The following is a 17,367-nucleotide window of genomic DNA, read 5'->3' as shown; positions in this document are numbered from 1 at the left end:
CTCGTCATCTACCCACCGTTTTTGCCAAGTAGTAGTTGAGTAAAGACGCTACTAGAACATAAAACAAAGTGTGGGTAAAGAAAAAGCCCGCGTGCTGAGGGCACGCGGGCTCTAATCAACAAAAATCTACCTTAGTAGCTTCTAGAACGGAATATCGTCGTCCATCTCATCAAACCCACCGCCGGCCGGCGCGCTCGGACGGCTCGAACCACCACCGCCGCCACCGCTACCGCCACGCGAAGCGGCGCCGCCCGCGACCGCGCGACCACCGCCACCGCCGCTACGCTCCGACGGCTCACCGCGGCTATAACCACCTTCGTCGCCACCGCCACCGCCCATCGAGCCGCCACGGCCACCCAGCATTTGCATCTGCTCGGCAACGATTTCGGTCGAGTAACGGTCGGTGCCGTCCTGAGCCTGCCACTTGCGGGTGCGGATGCGCCCTTCCAGGTACACCGACGAGCCCTTCTTCAGATATTCGGACACGATTTCAGCGAGCCGGCCGAAGAACGACACGCGGTGCCATTCGGTTGCTTCCTTCATTTCGCCGGACGCTTTGTCCTTGTACCGATCCGTCGTCGCAAGGCGGATGTTCGCCACTGCGTCGCCGCTCGGAAGATAACGGACTTCCGGATCGGCTCCGAGATTGCCGACGAGAATGACCTTGTTCACGGATGCCATGAGTTTCTCCTGTTGATTCTGTTACGGGCGGCGCGGCAACACACGATTCACGTCTCAAGCCAGCGGGCCGGAGATCGGAACTGCGCCTCAGCCCGCCGCCGGGTGAGTTCTGTCAAGAAAACGCCGGGCCGCCCCGAGTTTGCTTGATCCCCTCGGGGGGGCCTGGCGCGAGCGCCAGGGTTGGGGGCGCTCTTACGCCTTCTTGCGCGGCGGCTGTTTCATATTTGCCGCGATTATAAGCCAGCAAAACACCAGCCCAGAGCAAGTGAAAAAGACTGCGCTCTGACCGTCCACCTTGAGCAGCCAGCCGCCGACCACGCCGCCCAGAGCAAGACCGATCGACTGTGTGGTGTTGTACACGCCGGCCGCCGCACCCTTGCGGGTTCCCGGCGCCAGTTTCGACACCAGCGAAGGCTGCGACGCTTCAAGGATATTGAAGCCGAGAAAGTAGATAAAGAGGATCGCCGCCACACTCAGAATCGTATGCGGTGCGACGCCCAACAACAACTGTCCGATCAGGATAAGACCGATCGCGGACAGCAGCACGATTTTCATTTTTCCGCGTTTTTCCGCGGCGATGATCGCCGGGACCATCATCACGAACGAGAGGCCCATCACCGGCAAATACACCTTCCAGTGCGACGCGACCGGCAGGCCGCCGGCTTCGAGAATACGAGGCACGACGAGGAACAACGCGGTTTGCGTGGCGTGCAGCACAAGCACGCCGAAGTTCAGGCGCAGCAGTTCGACGTTATGCAGCACCTCGGCGAACGGCGCACGCACGTGCACCGGCTTGGGCGCATCCGGCACGACCCACAGCACCAGGCCGATCGCCAGAATCGAGAAGATGCCGACCAGCGTGAATAAGCCGCTCATGCCGACCCACTGAAACACGATCGGCGCACCGACGATCGCCACCGCGAACGAAACGCCAATACTCCCGCCGACCATCGCCATCGCCTTGGTACGATGCTCTTCGGCGGTGAGGTCGGCGATAAACGCGATCACCGCGGACGACACGGCGCCCATGCCCTGAATTACCCGGCCGACGATGATCCACGTCATGTCGTGCGCGCCCGCCGCGACGAAGCTGCCGAGCGCGAAGATCAACAACCCGGTCGCAATGACCGGTTTGCGGCCGACCTTGTCGGAGACCCAGCCGTAGAAGATGTACAGCATCGACTGCGTCACGCCGTACGCACCGAGCGCGATACCCACCAGCAGCACGTTGTCGCCGCCGGGAATGGTCTTCGCGTAGATCGAGAACACCGGCATGATCATGAAGAGACCGAGCATGCGCAGCGCGAAGATGGCGGCAAGCGACACGGTCGCGCGCATTTCAGGCGCGCTCATGCGTGAGGATGTAGCGGACGGATTGGACATCGGGAGCGTTCTTTGAATGAGCGGGGCGGCCTACCGCTGGGCGGCACACCGCGGGCGGGCCTTCCCCGCAGGACGGCCACCACCAGGCGGCTTACCACGGGACAGCCGGACGGCGGCAAGCTGCAGCGCGGCATTCGGGCCGGCGGCCTTGCTACACGCCCGTCCGGAGCCTCGCGGCGCCTTGTACTCGCGGAAAGTGGCCCCAGTTAGACCTCTTTCCTGCGGCGCTGGACCCCTGCCTTACAGCTTGCCTTGCACCTTCTTCGGGCTGTCAGGAAGCCGTAACGGCGGTCTTGAAAAGTCGTTATAGTAGCAGGTTTAGCCTCCGCCTCTTTCCGCCAGGTCACGGGCCAAGTCTTGGAATAACGCGTGGAACAAATCCGTATCCGTGGGGCTCGCACCCACAACCTGAAGAACGTCAATCTCGACCTCCCACGTCACAAGCTCGTCGTGATTACGGGCCTATCCGGCTCGGGTAAATCGTCGCTCGCGTTCGACACGCTTTACGCGGAAGGACAGCGCCGCTACGTCGAAAGTCTCTCCGCTTACGCCCGCCAGTTCCTGCAATTGATGGAAAAGCCGGACGTCGATCTGATCGAAGGCCTGTCGCCGGCGATCTCGATCGAACAGAAAGCGACTTCGCACAATCCGCGTTCCACGGTCGGCACCGTCACCGAAATTCACGACTATCTGCGGCTGCTGTTCGCACGGGTCGGCACGCCGTACTGTCCGGACCACGAAATTCCGCTGGAGGCGCAAAGCGTCTCGCAGATGGTCGACGCGGCGCTCGCCCTGCCGGAAGAGACCAAGCTGATGATCCTCGCGCCAGTGGTGGCGAACCGCAAAGGCGAGCACGTCGAGCTGTTCGAAGAGATGCAGGCGCAGGGCTTCATCCGTTTTCGCGTCCGTTCGGGCGGAGGCACGGCCAACGAAGGCGTCGCGAAGATCTATGAAGTCGACTCGCTGCCGAAGCTCAAGAAAAACGACAAGCACACGATCGACGTGGTCGTCGACCGGTTGAAAGTGCGCGGCGATATGAAGCAGCGCCTCGCCGAATCGTTCGAAACGGCACTGCGTCTCGCCGACGGCCGCGCGATCGCGCTGGAAATGGAGACGGACAAGGAGCATCTGTTCAGTTCGAAGTTCGCCTGTCCGATCTGCTCGTATTCGCTGCAGGAGCTGGAGCCGCGCCTCTTCTCGTTCAACAACCCGATGGGCGCATGCCCGGAGTGCGACGGCCTCGGCCAGATCACTTTCTTCGATCCGAAGCGGGTCGTCGCGCACCCGTCGCTGTCGCTGGCGGCAGGCGCGGTGAAGGGCTGGGACCGGCGCAACCAGTTCTACTTCCAGATGCTGCAAAGTCTCGCGGCGTTCTACGAGTTCGACATCGACACGGCCGTCGAAGACCTGCCGGAGAAAGTCCGCAAGATTCTGCTGTTCGGATCGGGCAAGCAGGAGATTCCGTTTTCGTACATCAACGAACGCGGCCGCACTTCCGTGCGCGAGCATGTGTTCGAAGGGATCATCCCGAACCTGGAGCGGCGTTACCGCGAGACCGATTCGGTCGCGGTGCGCGAAGAACTCGCCAAGTATCAGAACAACCAGCCCTGCCCCGCCTGCGCCGGCACACGGCTGCGCCGGGAAGCCCGTTTCGTGCGGATCGGCTCGAACAGCGACGCGCGCGGCATCTTCGAAATCAGCGGCTGGCCGTTGCGCGACGCGCTCGGCTATTTCCAGACGCTGCGGCTCGAGGGTTCGAAACGCGAGATCGCCGACAAAGTCGTCAAGGAAATCGTCGCGCGGCTGATGTTCCTGAATAACGTCGGGCTCGACTATCTGTCGCTCGAACGCAGCGCGGAAACGCTGTCGGGCGGCGAAGCGCAGCGGATCCGCCTCGCCTCGCAGATCGGCTCCGGTTTGACCGGCGTGATGTACGTGCTGGACGAGCCGTCGATCGGTCTGCATCAGCGCGACAACGACCGGCTGATCGCCACGCTCAAGCATCTGCGCGACCTGGGTAACTCGGTGATCGTCGTCGAACACGACGAAGACATGATCCGCATGGCCGACTACGTGGTCGACATGGGTCCCGGCGCGGGCGAACACGGCGGCATGGTGATCGCCGAAGGCACGCCCAAGCAGGTGGAGGCGAACGCGGCATCGATGACCGGGCAATACATGTCCGGCGCCCGCAACATCGAATTCCCGGACGAGCGCAAGGAACCGGACGAACGCCGTCTGCGCATCGTCGAGGCGTACGGCAACAATCTGCAGCACGTCTCGCTGGATCTGCCGGTCGGCCTGCTGACCTGTGTGACCGGCGTGTCCGGTTCGGGCAAGTCCACGCTGATCAACGACACGCTTTACCACGCGGTCGCGCATCACCTGTATGGCTCGTCCACTGAGCCGGCGCCGTACGAATCGATCGAAGGGTTGGAGCATTTCGACAAGGTCATCAACGTCGACCAGTCGCCGATCGGCCGCACGCCACGCTCGAATCCGGCCACTTACACGGGCCTGTTCACGCCGATCCGCGAACTGTTCGCGGGCGTGCCCGCGGCGAAAGAACGCGGCTACGAAGCGGGCCGCTTCTCGTTTAACGTGAAGGGCGGCCGTTGCGAATCCTGCCAGGGCGACGGCGTACTGAAGGTGGAAATGCACTTTTTGCCGGACGTGTACGTTCCCTGCGACGTCTGCCACGGCAAACGCTACAACCGCGAAACGCTGGACGTCCAATACAAAGGCAAGAACATCAGCGAAGTGCTCGACATGACGGTGGAGACCGCCTACGAGTTCTTCAAGCCGGTGCCGGTCGTCGCGCGCAAGCTGAAGACCTTGCTGGACGTGGGTCTGGGCTATATCCGGCTGGGCCAGTCGGCGACCACCCTGTCGGGTGGCGAGGCGCAGCGCGTCAAACTATCTTTGGAACTGAGCAAGCGCGACACCGGTCGCACGCTATACATCCTGGACGAGCCGACCACCGGTCTGCACTTTCACGATATCGCATTGCTGCTGGAAGTCATTCATCGTTTGCGAGATCAGGGCAATACCGTCGTGATCATCGAGCATAATCTCGATGTAATAAAAACCGCCGACTGGGTCATCGACCTCGGCCCCGAAGGCGGAGCCGGCGGCGGGCAGATCATTGCGCAAGGCACACCGGAGCAGGTCGCCAAGGCGAAGGCAAGTTTTACCGGAAAGTATCTGGCGCCGCTCTTGAAACGCACTGCCAGTAGAAAGTAACGCTGCACAACTCGGGTTGGAGACGGAATAAGCCATGGCCAAGCGGAATCAGGCGCGCGACGACGGGCAAGTGCAGGACCTACGCCCACGCCCGGTCAGGCTGACTAGCGACATGAGCCTGCCGAAGCTGTCGGCGGTCGAAATCGGCAGTTACCTGCTGATGCTGATCGGCATGTGGGCGGTCATCGACCTGAGGCTGCTCGGCGCCTTGCTGGCCGGGCTGCTCGTCTTTCAACTCGTGCACACTATCGCGCCGCGCATCGAACGGCATATGTCAAGTCAGCGCGCGCGCTGGCTCGCGGTGGTGATCCTCTCGGTGGTGATAGTCGGCGCGCTGACGGGACTGACGCTCGGCATCATCGAACATTTCGAGAACGACGTGCCGAGCGTGCAGAAACTGCTCGACCAGGCAATGCAGCTGATCGACCAGGCACGCGGCCGGATTCCGCATTTCGTCGCCAACTATCTGCCGGTCGATACCGAGCAGATGAAGGCCAGGGCGGCCGAGTTGATGCAGAAGAACGCGAACATGCTGCAGCAAAGCGGCAAGACCGCGGCGCGCGGCTTCACGCACATCCTGATCGGCATGATCATCGGCGCGATCATCGCGGTCGGGGCGCAGAAGCATATGCAACGGCTGCCGCTGTCCACCGCGTTCGTCACGCGCGTAACCCGTTTCGCCGACGCCTTCCGCCGCATCGTCTTCGCTCAGGTCAAGATTTCCGCGATCAATGCGGGCTTCACCGGCATCTTCCTGCTGGTGATCCTGCCGATCTTTCACGACACGCTGCCGCTCTCCAAAACACTGGTGCTGGTGACGTTTATCGTCGGCTTGCTGCCGGTGATCGGCAATCTGATCTCGAACACGATCATCGTCGCGGTGGCGCTCTCGGTGAGCTTTCCGGCGGCGGTCATGTCGCTGGTATTCCTGATCCTGATTCACAAGCTCGAGTACTTCCTGAATGCGCGCATCGTCGGTGGTCAGATCGAGGCGCGCGCCTGGGAATTGCTGATCGCGATGCTCGTGATGGAAGCCGCGTTCGGCATCCCCGGCGTGGTCGCGGCGCCGATCTTCTATGCGTACATCAAGCGGGAATTGATCTATTTGCGGCTGGTGTGAGCGTCAGTCAGCCAGACTGCGATGCGGGCTTAGCTGCAATTGCCGTTCACCGGTGGTGGCGCGATGCGGCCAGAGTTGGCCGCACCCACCGCAAGCGCATCCACTACGCTTAACGAAACACCACCGTTTTGCTGCCGTTCAACACAACGCGATGCTCGACGTGCCACTTCACCGCACGCGCGAGCGTCACGCATTCGACGTCACGGCCGATCGCCGTCAGTTGCTCCGGCGTCATGCTGTGGTCGACCCGCTCGACGTCCTGCTCGATGATCGGACCTTCGTCGAGATCCGTCGTTACGTAGTGCGCGGTTGCGCCGATCAGCTTCACGCCGCGGTCGAACGCCTGGTAATACGGCTTCGCACCCTTGAAGCTCGGCAGGAACGAATGGTGAATATTGATCGCGCGGCCGGCAAGGGATTCGCACAGCTGCGGCGACAGAATCTGCATGTAGCGCGCGAGCACCACCAGGTCGGCTTGATGCTCGTCGATCACTTCGAGCACGCGCGCTTCCTGCGCGGCCTTCGCGTCGGGCGTGCCGCCCATCAGCGGGAAGTGATGGAACGGAATGTCGTAGCTGGCCGCGAGCTGATAGAACTCCTTGTGGTTCGAGATGATCGCCGGAATCTCGATCCCCAATTGACCGGTGCGATAGCGGAACAGCAGGTCGTTCAGGCAATGGCCGATCTTCGACACCATGATGACGACGCGCGGCTTCACCGACGCATCGTGCAGTTCCCAGCGCATGCTGAACTGCTCAGCAAGCGTCGCGAACGACGTACGCAACAGGTTCAGGCCCGGATCGCCGCCCACCTGCTGGAAATGCACGCGCATGAAGAACTCGCCGGTGCGGCTGTCGCCGAACTGTGCGGAGTCGAGAATATTGCTGCCACGCTCGAACAGAAAGCCCGAAACCGCGTGGACGATGCCGGGCCGGTCGGCGCACGACAGTTTGAGGATAAAGCTGTGATCGGTCGACATGACCTGGGTGACTCCCTTCTTCAGTGCGTAGTTTCTTCGGTGTGTCCTGCTCGATGCAGCGTGCCAGGGCGTGACCCGGCGTGTTCGCCGCACCGGCACCTGGCTAGTGCCTATACAAGCGCCGGCGGCGCGAACAATGCCTCGATGCCCGCGCACGCGTCTTCGTCGATCCAGCGGCGGCGCAGCAGGCAATCCAGCGTGGCGAGACTCGCATCCACGGTCATCGCGCCTTCTTCGATCCAGCGCGCCACTTCGTCGATGCGCGCGAGCCGGTGTTCGCCCACTTCGCCGTCCTGGTTGCGCGGCGCGAAATCGGCCGGCAGCGCGAGATCGTAGATAAAAATCTGTTCGGCCTGCGTGCCTTCCGGCAACGATTGCAGCACATGCGCAATGCGGCCGGCCGTGGCGCGCGCGGCGATCTCCTCAGGAATGCCGGCTTCTTCCCAGCACTCCTTGATGATTGTCGCCTCGATGCCGAAGCCCCAACCGATCCCGCCTGCCACGACATTGTCGAGCATGCCCGGGTCGGTCGCCTTGGTGTCGCTGCGGCGCGCGATCCATAGTTGCGGGGCGGCCATCCGCGGGGCGCCATCCGCGTATTCTACGACGCCGTTCAGATGCACCGCGTAGGTCATCGTGCCGAAGAAGCGCGACGCCGCGCGTTCGATGTACGCGAGCGGCGGCGCATCGAACGCGTTGCGGATCGCGTAAGTCTCGTTGCGCCAGCCGGGAATGCGGCCCTCGGCGGCAAGCGCACCGATCACGGAACCGAGCGCCGCACTGCGCAGATCGACCGTGTTGAACACAGGTGCGAGCGTCACTCGCATGTGTTCAACACCGTCGATTTCGAACACATCGGGCCAGCGCGCGAGCAAGGGCACATCGGTCGAGCGAATCCAGCCGACCTGTTCGGCGTCGATCCAGAACGGCAGATGCGCGTGAACATCGAAGCGGCGCGCGGCGGTGATGCAAGGCAAAGTCATTCAAAGCTCCAAACTGTTCTTGTGGCGCACCCGGGTGCCGGCGCTCGCTCAGTCGCTTCAGCGGTCTCTCGGTCAATCACGCAAGGCGACGCGAATCCCAATCGCGATGAACGTCGCGCCGGCGAGCCGGTCGAGCCACACGCCCACGCGCGGCCGCCGCTTCAGCCAACCGCCGATCATTCCCGCGCACACGCCAAACAGCGAAAACACCACCACGGTCTGCAACATGAACAACACGCCGAGTTCGAGCATCTGCACCGTGACGCTTTGTGTGCCATGCGGCTGCACGAATTGCGGCAGGAACACGACGAAGAACAGCGTCACTTTCGGATTCATCAGATTGCCAAGCACGCTCTGACGAAACACCGCCATCAACGGTTGCGGCGCGCGCTCGTGCGCGGTGGCGAGGCCCTGGCTGCGCAGCGCCTTGATGCCGATCCAGATCAGATACGCGGCGCCGGCCAGCTTGATCACTTCAAACGCAACCGGCGACGAACGCAGCAACGCAGCCACCCCAAGCGCGGCCAGGGTGGTGTGGAAGGTGATGCCGGCCGCAAAGCCGAGCGCGGCGACGAGGCCCGCCGCACGGCCCTGCGAGATGCCGCGCGCCAGCACTTGCAGATTGTCGGGACCGGGTGCCATCGTGATGGCGATGGAGGTCGCGAGGAACAGCAGGAAGTTGGGCATTTTTTCTTACCGTCCTTGTGTACAGGAAGAAGCTCGCATCCAGCGATTCCAGCGCTCAATGGCCGCCGAATTCAGTCACCGTATAGAGCGGCAGGCCCGCTTCACGCAGCAGGGCCGAACCGCCGAGTTCAGGCAGATCGATAATCGCGGCACCTTCGACCACCACCGCGCCGAGCCGCTCGAGCAGAATCTTGCCGGCCATCATCGTGCCGCCGGTGGCGATCAGATCGTCGATGATCACGACACGGTCGCCTGGCTTGCAGGCGTCCTCGTGAATCTCGACGGTCGCGGTGCCGTATTCGAGCTCATAGGATTGCGCGACCCGCTTGTACGGCAGCTTGCCCTGCTTGCGGATCGGGATGAAGCCGAGGTTCAGTTCGTAAGCCAGAATCGGCCCGATGATGAAACCGCGCGCGTCCAGCCCGGCGACGTAGTCGAGCTTCGCGTCGATATAGCGCTGGACGAACAGGTCGATCAGCACGCGCAGCGACTTCGGCTCCTGCAGGAGCGGCGTGATGTCGCGAAACTGCACGCCCGGCTGCGGCCAGTCAGGCACCGTGCGGATGTGGCTTTTGATGTAATTGGCCGCATCGAGCGGCGCGCTCGCAAGCGCGTTGGACATGATGTCTCCAGATGGACCTCGACAGGCCCGATGAAATGCTAAATCAGGTGCGGCCGGCTAGGTTCGGCCGGCTAGGTGCGGCCGGCGACGCCGACCCGGCGAGATCATGCCACGCCGACCACACACGCTAGGCCGCGGCGGCGCCCGCGCGGCGATGCTTCGAGAGCCGCTCTTCGGCTTCGGCCAATTGTTCGGGCAGACCGCGCAACACCACGATGTCGCTCGCGCGCAGCTTGGTGGACGGATCCGGCTCGACGCCGCGAATGCCGTGCCGGCGAATTGCCGTCACTTCGACGCCCAGATCGAACAGGCCCAGTTCCGCCAGCGTTCGGCCCACCGCGTCCGAGTTTTCGTCGACCGGCACCGATTGTAGCCGCACCTGTTCGTGGCCGTCGTCGTCTTCAACGTCGTCCGCGCCGTGGAAATAGCCGCGCAGCAGCGCATAGCGCTCGTCACGCATTTCCTCGACTCGCCGCACCACGCGCCGCATCGGCACGCCCATCAGCACCAGCGTATGCGAAGCCAGCATCAGGCTGCCTTCGACGATTTCAGGAATCACCTCGGTCGCGCCGGCGGCCAGCAGCTTTTCCAGATCGGCGTCGTCGACGGTGCGAACGATCACCGGCAGCGTGGGTTCCAGTTCGTGAATATTGTGGAGCACGCGCAATGCCGACGGCGTGTTCGCATAGGTAATCGCAATCGCCGCGGCGCGATGGATACCGGCGGCCAGCAGCGATTCACGCCGCCCCGCATCGCCGAACACCACGGACTCACCCGCCGCCGCCGCGGCCTGCACGCGATCGGGGTCCAGATCCAAAGCGACGTACGACAAACCTTCGTGCTCCAGCATGCGCGCCAGATTCTGCCCAGCCCGCCCATAACCGCAAATGATCACGTGGCCGCTTTGCTTCAGGCTCTGCGTCGCAATGCGCGTCATCTGCAAGGACTGCATCATCCATTCAGTCGATGACAGCCGCAGCACGATTCGATCCGCGTTCTGGATCAGGAACGGCGCGGCCAGCATCGAGAGCAGCATCGCCGCGAGAATCGCCTGCAACAGGGTGGCGTCGACGAGATGCTTGTCGAGAATCAGGTTCAGCAGCACGAAGCCGAACTCGCCGGCTTGCGCGAGGCCGATACCGGTGCGCATCGCGACGCCCGGCGACGCACCGAACAGCCGCGAGAGCCCGGTCACCATCACCGCCTTCAGCAGAATCGGGCCAACCAGGAAGCCGAGCACGATGAACGGGTGCTCCCAGATCACACGCGGGTTCAGCAGCATGCCGGTCGTGACGAAGAAGAGGCCCAGCAGTACGTCGCGAAACGGCTTGATGTCCTCTTCCACCTGATGCCGGTAAGGCGTTTCGGCGATCAACATGCCGGCGATGAACGCGCCGAGCGCGAGCGACAGGCCGAACTTGTCCGTGATGAACGCCGCGCCGAGCGTCACCAGCAGCAGATTAAGGATAAACAGCTCCTGCGAACGGCGCCGCGCCACCACGTTGAACCAGCGCGTCATGAACCGCTGACCCACTATCAATAATAGGGCCAACGCCACGACGATCTTGATGGCCGCCACCCCGAGCGCGCTGACGAGATTGTTCGAATCGCCGCCCAGCGCCGCAATGACGATCAAGAGCGGCACCACCGCCAGATCCTGGAACAGCAGCACGCCGAAGATATTGCGGCCATGCTCGGTTTCGATCTCGAGCCGCTCCGCCAGCATCTTGCTGACGATTGCCGTCGACGACATCGCCAGCGCACCGCCCAGCGCCACGCTCGCTTGCCAGGTGATATGCACCCAGCGCTCCAGCACGAAACCGAGCGTGACCGCGACGGCAATCGTCCCGATCACCTGCAGCAGGCCGAGACCGAACACGAGCCGGCGCATTGAGCGCAGTTTGGAAAGCGAAAACTCCAGCCCGATCGAAAACATCAGAAACACGACGCCGAATTCCGCGAGATTCTGCGCACCCGCCGAATCGGGAATCAGACCGAACGCGTGCGGCCCGACGACGATGCCGACCGTCAGATAGCCCAGCATCGGTGGCAGATTCAGAAAGCGAAAGACCACCACTCCGGCCACTGATGCCAGCAGCAGGAATAGCGTCATTTCGAGCGGGGAAATCATCGGCAAAAACGCATCGGTAAAGCGTCCTCGTTCGTCAGCGGAACCGCGCACGCGAAACGCCGTGCAACAAGGTTGTGGGGCCGTTAAAAACAGCGGTAAAGGCAGCGGCTTGACACAGCAGGCCCGGCGCGGCGAACAAGCGCCTTTGCTATACTCCGCGAATGATAGCGAAAATCAATGGCGACCGGGCACTCACGCTCGCTCGCGACGTGCTCGACATCGAAGCGGACGCCGTGCGCGCGCTTCGCGATCAACTCGACGATGGTTTCGTCGGGGCGGTCGACTTCATCCTGGGTTGCCGTGGACGCGTCGTCGTTTCCGGCATCGGCAAATCCGGCCACGTGGCCCGCAAGCTCGCGGCCACGCTCGCCAGCACCGGCACACCGGCGTTCTTCGTTCACCCGGCGGAAGCCAGCCATGGCGACCTCGGCATGGTCACGGCAGACGACGTGTTCCTCGCGCTGTCCAATTCCGGGGAAACTGAAGAACTCGTGGCGATCCTGCCGCTCATCAAGCGGATCGGCGCGAAACTGATTGCGATGACGGGGCGTCCGTCGTCGAGTCTCGCACAACTGGCCGACGTGCATCTGAATTCCGGCGTGTCGAAAGAAGCTTGTCCGATGAATCTTGCGCCGACCGCCAGCACCACCGCCGCGCTCGCGCTCGGCGATGCGCTTGCGGTCGCGGTGCTGGACGCGCGCGGTTTTGGCCCGGACGACTTCGCCCGCTCGCATCCGGGCGGCGCGCTCGGCCGGCGCCTGCTCACTTATGTCCGCGACGTGATGCGCACCGGCGACCAGGTGCCGAAGGTGACGCCCGACGCGACCGTGCGCGACGCGCTGTTCCAGTTGACCGCCAAGCGCATGGGCATGACGGCGATCGTCGATCACAACGATCACGTAACCGGCATCTTCACCGACGGCGACCTGCGCCGCGTGCTCGAACGCGATGGCGATTTCCGCGAACTGTCGATTGCCTCGGTGATGACCGCCGGCCCGCGCACCATTGGTCCGGATCACCTTGCGGTCGAAGCCGTGGAACTGATGGAGCGCCACCGCATCAATCAAATGCTGGTCGTCGACGAGGCAGGCAAGCTGATCGGCGCACTCAACATGCACGACCTGTTCTCGAAGAAGGTGATCTGATGCCCGTCGCCCCCCTTACCGCCACTGAACGCGCAAGCCGCGTCAAGCTGATGATTTTCGACGTCGACGGCGTGCTGACCGACGGCGGCCTGCTGTTTACGGCGGAAGGCGACACGATGAAAGCGTTCAATTCGATGGACGGCCACGGCATGAAGCTGCTGCGCGAGGCCGGCATCGAAACGGCGATCATCACCGGGCGCAAGTCGGGCATCGTCGCGGTGCGGGCGAAGGAAATGAATATCGCCCACGTCTATCAGGGCGTGCAAGACAAACCCCAGGCGTTCGCCGACCTGCTCGAGCAAACCGGCTTGACGGCGGAAGAATGCGGCTATATGGGCGACGACTGGGTCGACCTCGGCGTGATGCTGAAGGTCGGCTTCGCGGCGGCGCCGGCCAATTCGCACCCTGAAGTGATCGCGCGCGCCCATTGGGTCAGCGAGGCGCGCGGCGGCCACGGCGCGGCGCGCGAAGTCTGCGACGCCCTGCTGCGCGCGCAGCACAAGTATGAGGCGCTGCTTGCGGCCGCCTGTAGCGGCGAACAGCGGGGCCTCGTCGGATGAATCAGTTCCGCTGGACCTCGCTGATTCCGCTCGCCGCGATGGCGGCGCTCGCCGGCATTACGTGGTGGCTGCTGCAAGCCACGCTGCCGCGGCCGAATGAAAGCGTGGCGCGCCCCAAGGAGCACACGCCCGACTACTTCGCAGACAATTTCTCGGTTTCCGAACTCGATCAGGCGGGCTCGACGCAATACCGTCTGACCGCCAAGTCCCTGATCCATTACGAGGATGACGAGCTGAGCGACCTGGTCAAGCCGGCCATGCGCGCCTTCCAGCCCGGCAAGCCGATCGTCACGGCGACCGGCGACACCGGCAAAGTGAACGGCGACGCCTCGATCGTCGATCTGTACGACAACGCGCGCATCCTGCGGGCCGCCGGCAACGGCGATCCACAGATGCAAGCGGATTCGCAGCATTTTAGGGTGCTGGTCAACGACGATGTGATCGAGACCGAAAAGCCGGTTAAACTTCAACGCGGCATGTCTGTGATGACTGCCAGCGGCATGAACTACAACAACGTCACCCGGGTGATGCAGCTGTTCGGCAATGTGAAGGGCGCGATTGCCGCGTCCGAAGGCTCCGTCAGCTCGCCCAAGCAACCCGGGTAATCCATTCCAGGCGTGACTGCATGAACGAATCGTTCCCCCGTTTTGATACCGGCCGCTCGCGCACCCTGTCCGCGTGCCGCGCCGGGCTCGCTGCGCTGATTGTCGCGTTGCCGCTTGCCGGCTTCGCGCCGCTTGCGCACGCCGACCGCGCCGACAAGGACAAGCCGCTGAACATCGAAGCGGACAACATGACTTACGACGACCTCAAACAGGTCAACATCTTCACCGGCCACGTGGTCGCCACTAAAGGCACGATCGTGATCAAGGCCGATCGGGTCGAAGTGACCCAAGATCCGCAGGGCTATCAGTACGCCACCGGCACGTCGAGCGGCGGCAATCTGTCGTATTTCCGCCAGAAGCGCGAAGGCCTTGATGAATACATCGAAGGCACGGCCATTCGTATCGACTACGACGGCAAGCAGGATCTGACCACGCTCACCACCAACGCCACCGTCAAGCGCCTGCAAGGCCTCTCGACGGTGATGGACCAGGTGCACGGCAGCGTCATTACCTATGACGGCCAGAGCGACTTCTACACCGCGAAGGCAGGTAAGGACGTCGCTGGTCCGGGCAACCCGACCGGCCGCGTGCGCGCGATGCTGGCGCCGCGCAATGGCGGCGCCGCGCCGCTGAACGGCGCGTCGGCTACGCTCGCGCCGTCCACCACGATCCAGGGAGCACCGAACCAGTGAGTTCCTCCGCGTCCCTCCCCAATCGCAAACCGGCCGGCACCAGCAGTTCGCTGGTGGTCCGCAACCTGAAAAAGCGTTATGGCTCGCGCACGGTCGTCAAAGACGTTTCGCTCGACGTGAAAAGCGGCGAAGTGGTCGGTCTGCTCGGCCCGAATGGCGCCGGCAAGACCACCTCGTTCTATATGATCGTCGGCCTCGTGCCGCTCGATGCGGGCGAAATCGATCTGGACGGCAAGTCGATCAGCCTGCTGCCGATTCACAAGCGCGCGTCGCTGGGCTTGTCATATCTCCCGCAGGAAGCGTCAGTGTTCCGCAAGCTCACTGTCGAGGAAAACATTCGTGCGGTGCTGGAATTGCAGCACGAAGACAACGGCAAGCGGCTCAGCAAGGACACCATCACCAACCGCACCGAGGCCTTGCTCGACGAACTGCAGATCGCCCACCTGCGTGAGAATCCGGCGCTGTCGCTGTCTGGCGGCGAGCGCCGGCGGGTGGAAATTGCGCGTGCGCTGGCCACCAATCCGAGCTTCATTCTGCTCGACGAACCGTTCGCGGGCGTCGATCCGATCGCGGTGCTGGAAATCCAGAAGATCGTCAAATTTCTGAAGCAGCGCAATATCGGCGTGCTGATCACCGACCACAACGTGCGCGAAACCCTCGGCATTTGTGACCACGCCTACATCATCAGCGACGGCAGCGTGCTGGCCGCCGGGGCGCCGAGCGACATCATCGAAAACGAAAGCGTGCGGCGCGTCTATCTGGGCGAACACTTCCGCATGTAAGTGCCCAAGGGACTGCCGGCGGTGCGAGCGCGCATCCGCCGGCCCCTTTGCGGCATCTGCACATCAGCATTTTTGACCTGGGCCGTCCCGCGCCCAGCGCCGCCGAAAACGGGCGCACGCGTAATTGCGAATGTCGCAATGTATCGCGGTCGTGGCAAACTCTCTACAATGAATCTCAACTTGCCATGAAAGCCAGCCTCCAACTCCGCCTATCGCAGCATCTTGCGCTGACCCCGCAACTGCAGCAGTCCATCCGGCTGCTTCAGCTGTCCACGCTCGAACTGCAGCAGGAAGTCGCCATGGCGATCTCGCAGAATCCGCTCCTCGAGAACGAGGACGACTGGATCGCGAGTCCCCTGCGCGTGGCGGCCGACGGTTCGCTGATCGCCCAGTCGCCCAACTCCTCCGCACCGCCCGACCAGATGGGCGGCAATACGTCGTCTTCGTCCACCAGCAGCAGCGAGCGCGCCGAGAACGGCGAGCCGCAGGGTGTCGACGAATACAACGGCCTCGCGAGCGACGGCAACGGCGACGCGTCGCAATGGGATCTCGGCGATTACGGCCGCTCCGGCAATGCCTCGGACGACGACGACCTGCCACCGCTGCAAATCCACGAATCGAGCACCTCGCTGCGCGATCACCTGATGGCGCAGCTTCGCGTCACCCAGGCGAGCCAGCGCGACCGCGCGCTGATCACCTTCCTGATCGAATCGCTCGACGACGACGGTTACCTCGCCGCCACGCTCGAAGAAGTGCTGGCCGACCTGCCCGAAGAGCTCGAAGTCGATCTCGACGAAATGAACGCCGCGCTCGCGCTGCTGCATAGCTTCGACCCGGCGGGGGTCGGCGCGCGCTCCGCATCGGAATGTCTCAAGCTGCAATTGCTGCGGCTCGAACGGTCGCCTACACGCACGCTTGCGCTCGACATCGTCGCGCATCATCTGGAACTGCTCGCGGCACGCGACTTCACGCGCCTGCGCAAGCATCTGAAGGCGAACGACGACGATTTGCGGGATGCGCATATTCTGATCCGCTCGCTCGAGCCGTTTCCCGGCGCCGCTTATGGCAAGGCGGAAGCGGACTATGTCGTGCCGGACATCATGGTGCGCAAAACCGCACAGGGCTGGCAGGCGGAGCTCAACCCGGAAGTGGTGCCAAAGCTGCGCATCAACCATCTGTACGCCAATATTCTGCGCAATAACCGGGGCGATCCGGGCAGCGGATCGTTGCGCCAGCAACTGCAGGAAGCACGCTGGCTGATCAAAAATATCCAGCAGCGCTTCGAGACCATCCTCCGGGTCGCGCAAGCTATTGTCGAGCGTCAAAAGAGCTTTTTTGTGCATGGCGAAATTGCCATGCGCCCCTTGGTTTTGCGAGAAATTGCTGATACGCTGGGCCTACACGAGTCAACTGTCTCCCGTGTGACAACCGGTAAATACATGCTGACCCCATTCGGGACGCTTGAATTTAAGTACTTCTTCGGATCACACGTTTCGACTGACACGGGCGGCGCGGCCTCTTCCACGGCGATTCGCGCGCTCATCAAGCAACTGATAGGAGCGGAAAACCCGAAATCTCCTCTTTCAGACAGCCGCATAGCCGAACTGCTGGCGGAACAGGGCTTCGTGGTCGCACGGCGTACCGTTGCGAAGTATCGCGAAGCGCTCAAGATTCCGGCAGTCAACCTGCGCAAGTCTCTGTAGCCCGTCGCCTCCCGCGTCGGGCATTTACCGGCCGCTCCGCAGTTGGCGGAC

At 62.9% G+C, this 17,367-nt stretch carries 15 protein-coding genes; 8 read left to right on the top strand and 7 right to left on the bottom strand.

What is annotated here, in order from left to right:
• Positions 1 to 141: 141 nt before the first annotated feature.
• Positions 142 to 681 (bottom strand): single-stranded DNA-binding protein, encoded by a 540-nt coding sequence (locus tag AYM40_RS01790; RefSeq protein WP_063494709.1) that lies wholly within the window; start codon positions 679 to 681, stop codon positions 142 to 144.
• Positions 682 to 873: 192 nt separating this feature from the next.
• Positions 874 to 2,064 (bottom strand): MFS transporter, encoded by a 1,191-nt coding sequence (locus AYM40_RS01785; protein WP_181448397.1) that lies wholly within the window; start codon positions 2,062 to 2,064, stop codon positions 874 to 876.
• Positions 2,065 to 2,433: 369 nt separating this feature from the next.
• Here AYM40_RS01785 and uvrA point away from each other — a divergent pair, with 369 nt between their 5' ends.
• Entirely contained in the window at positions 2,434 to 5,307 is a 2,874-nt protein-coding gene (uvrA, locus tag AYM40_RS01780; RefSeq protein ID WP_063494707.1) for an excinuclease ABC subunit UvrA, read from the top strand.
• A gap of 34 nt (positions 5,308 to 5,341) precedes the next feature.
• Positions 5,342 to 6,427: an AI-2E family transporter gene (locus AYM40_RS01775; protein WP_063494706.1), complete on the top strand. Its 1,086-nt coding sequence runs from the start codon at positions 5,342 to 5,344 to the stop codon at positions 6,425 to 6,427.
• 109 nt (positions 6,428 to 6,536) lie between these two features.
• Here the strand turns inward: AYM40_RS01775 and purU are convergent, their stop codons facing one another.
• From purU to AYM40_RS01750, 5 genes are all read right to left on the bottom strand, one after another.
• On the bottom strand, positions 6,537 to 7,406 hold the full coding sequence (purU, locus tag AYM40_RS01770; protein WP_063494705.1) for a formyltetrahydrofolate deformylase: 870 nt from the start codon (positions 7,404 to 7,406) through the stop codon (positions 6,537 to 6,539).
• A gap of 110 nt (positions 7,407 to 7,516) precedes the next feature.
• Complete coding sequence (locus AYM40_RS01765) at positions 7,517 to 8,389, bottom strand: NUDIX hydrolase (protein WP_063494704.1); 873 nt, start codon at positions 8,387 to 8,389, stop codon at positions 7,517 to 7,519.
• 72 nt (positions 8,390 to 8,461) lie between these two features.
• Complete coding sequence (locus tag AYM40_RS01760) at positions 8,462 to 9,076, bottom strand: LysE family translocator (protein WP_063494703.1); 615 nt, start codon at positions 9,074 to 9,076, stop codon at positions 8,462 to 8,464.
• A gap of 55 nt (positions 9,077 to 9,131) precedes the next feature.
• Positions 9,132 to 9,698, bottom strand: a complete 567-nt coding sequence (locus tag AYM40_RS01755; RefSeq protein ID WP_063494702.1) for an adenine phosphoribosyltransferase — start codon at positions 9,696 to 9,698, stop codon at positions 9,132 to 9,134.
• Between the two features lie 127 nt (positions 9,699 to 9,825).
• The gene (locus AYM40_RS01750) at positions 9,826 to 11,829 is read right to left on the bottom strand and encodes a monovalent cation:proton antiporter family protein (RefSeq protein WP_063497794.1); all 2,004 of its coding nucleotides are present in this window, start codon (positions 11,827 to 11,829) and stop codon (positions 9,826 to 9,828) included.
• 161 nt (positions 11,830 to 11,990) lie between these two features.
• Between AYM40_RS01750 and kdsD the strand changes: the two genes are divergently transcribed.
• The 6 genes from kdsD to AYM40_RS01720 all read left to right on the top strand — a co-directional run bounded on the left by kdsD (position 11,991) and on the right by AYM40_RS01720 (position 17,316).
• Positions 11,991 to 12,974 carry an arabinose 5-phosphate isomerase KdsD gene (kdsD, locus tag AYM40_RS01745; protein WP_063494701.1) on the top strand — a complete coding sequence of 328 codons (984 nt, stop codon included), beginning with the start codon at positions 11,991 to 11,993 and terminating at the stop codon, positions 12,972 to 12,974.
• On the top strand, positions 12,974 to 13,534 hold the full coding sequence (locus AYM40_RS01740) for a KdsC family phosphatase (RefSeq protein ID WP_063494700.1): 561 nt from the start codon (positions 12,974 to 12,976) through the stop codon (positions 13,532 to 13,534). The genes kdsD and AYM40_RS01740 overlap by 1 nt, the downstream gene beginning before the upstream one ends.
• Positions 13,531 to 14,139 carry an LPS export ABC transporter periplasmic protein LptC gene (lptC, locus tag AYM40_RS01735; RefSeq protein ID WP_063494699.1) on the top strand — a complete coding sequence of 203 codons (609 nt, stop codon included), beginning with the start codon at positions 13,531 to 13,533 and terminating at the stop codon, positions 14,137 to 14,139. Before AYM40_RS01740 ends, lptC begins: the two co-directional genes overlap by 4 nt.
• Before the next feature lie 20 nt (positions 14,140 to 14,159).
• Positions 14,160 to 14,831 (top strand): lipopolysaccharide transport periplasmic protein LptA, encoded by a 672-nt coding sequence (lptA, locus tag AYM40_RS01730; protein ID WP_063494698.1) that lies wholly within the window; start codon positions 14,160 to 14,162, stop codon positions 14,829 to 14,831.
• Positions 14,828 to 15,613: an LPS export ABC transporter ATP-binding protein gene (gene lptB, locus AYM40_RS01725; RefSeq protein WP_063494697.1), complete on the top strand. Its 786-nt coding sequence runs from the start codon at positions 14,828 to 14,830 to the stop codon at positions 15,611 to 15,613. The genes lptA and lptB overlap by 4 nt, the downstream gene beginning before the upstream one ends.
• A gap of 185 nt (positions 15,614 to 15,798) precedes the next feature.
• Complete coding sequence (locus tag AYM40_RS01720; protein WP_063494696.1) at positions 15,799 to 17,316, top strand: RNA polymerase factor sigma-54; 1,518 nt, start codon at positions 15,799 to 15,801, stop codon at positions 17,314 to 17,316.
• Positions 17,317 to 17,367 lie beyond the last annotated feature (51 nt).

The sequence above is a fragment of the Paraburkholderia phytofirmans OLGA172 genome (genome assembly GCF_001634365.1).
GTDB lineage: Bacteria > Pseudomonadota > Gammaproteobacteria > Burkholderiales > Burkholderiaceae > Paraburkholderia.
This window is presented reverse-complemented; position numbering and strand designations above follow the sequence as displayed.

What these genes read in the sequence shown, in the direction of transcription:
- AYM40_RS01755 (WP_063494702.1), bottom strand. Translation starts at nt 9,698, where the DNA reads ATGTCCAACGCGCTTGCGAGCGCGCCGCTCGATGCGGCCAATTACATC.
- AYM40_RS01775 (WP_063494706.1), top strand. Translation starts at nt 5,342, where the DNA reads ATGGCCAAGCGGAATCAGGCGCGCGACGACGGGCAAGTGCAGGACCTA.
- lptC (WP_063494699.1), top strand. Translation starts at nt 13,531, where the DNA reads ATGAATCAGTTCCGCTGGACCTCGCTGATTCCGCTCGCCGCGATGGCG.
- AYM40_RS01765 (WP_063494704.1), bottom strand. Translation starts at nt 8,389, where the DNA reads ATGACTTTGCCTTGCATCACCGCCGCGCGCCGCTTCGATGTTCACGCG.
- kdsD (WP_063494701.1), top strand. Translation starts at nt 11,991, where the DNA reads ATGATAGCGAAAATCAATGGCGACCGGGCACTCACGCTCGCTCGCGAC.
- AYM40_RS01760 (WP_063494703.1), bottom strand. Translation starts at nt 9,076, where the DNA reads ATGCCCAACTTCCTGCTGTTCCTCGCGACCTCCATCGCCATCACGATG.
- purU (WP_063494705.1), bottom strand. Translation starts at nt 7,406, where the DNA reads ATGTCGACCGATCACAGCTTTATCCTCAAACTGTCGTGCGCCGACCGG.
- AYM40_RS01785 (WP_181448397.1), bottom strand. Translation starts at nt 2,064, where the DNA reads ATGTCCAATCCGTCCGCTACATCCTCACGCATGAGCGCGCCTGAAATG.
- AYM40_RS01790 (WP_063494709.1), bottom strand. Translation starts at nt 681, where the DNA reads ATGGCATCCGTGAACAAGGTCATTCTCGTCGGCAATCTCGGAGCCGAT.
- AYM40_RS01720 (WP_063494696.1), top strand. Translation starts at nt 15,799, where the DNA reads ATGAAAGCCAGCCTCCAACTCCGCCTATCGCAGCATCTTGCGCTGACC.
- AYM40_RS01740 (WP_063494700.1), top strand. Translation starts at nt 12,974, where the DNA reads ATGCCCGTCGCCCCCCTTACCGCCACTGAACGCGCAAGCCGCGTCAAG.
- lptA (WP_063494698.1), top strand. Translation starts at nt 14,160, where the DNA reads ATGAACGAATCGTTCCCCCGTTTTGATACCGGCCGCTCGCGCACCCTG.
- AYM40_RS01750 (WP_063497794.1), bottom strand. Translation starts at nt 11,829, where the DNA reads ATGATTTCCCCGCTCGAAATGACGCTATTCCTGCTGCTGGCATCAGTG.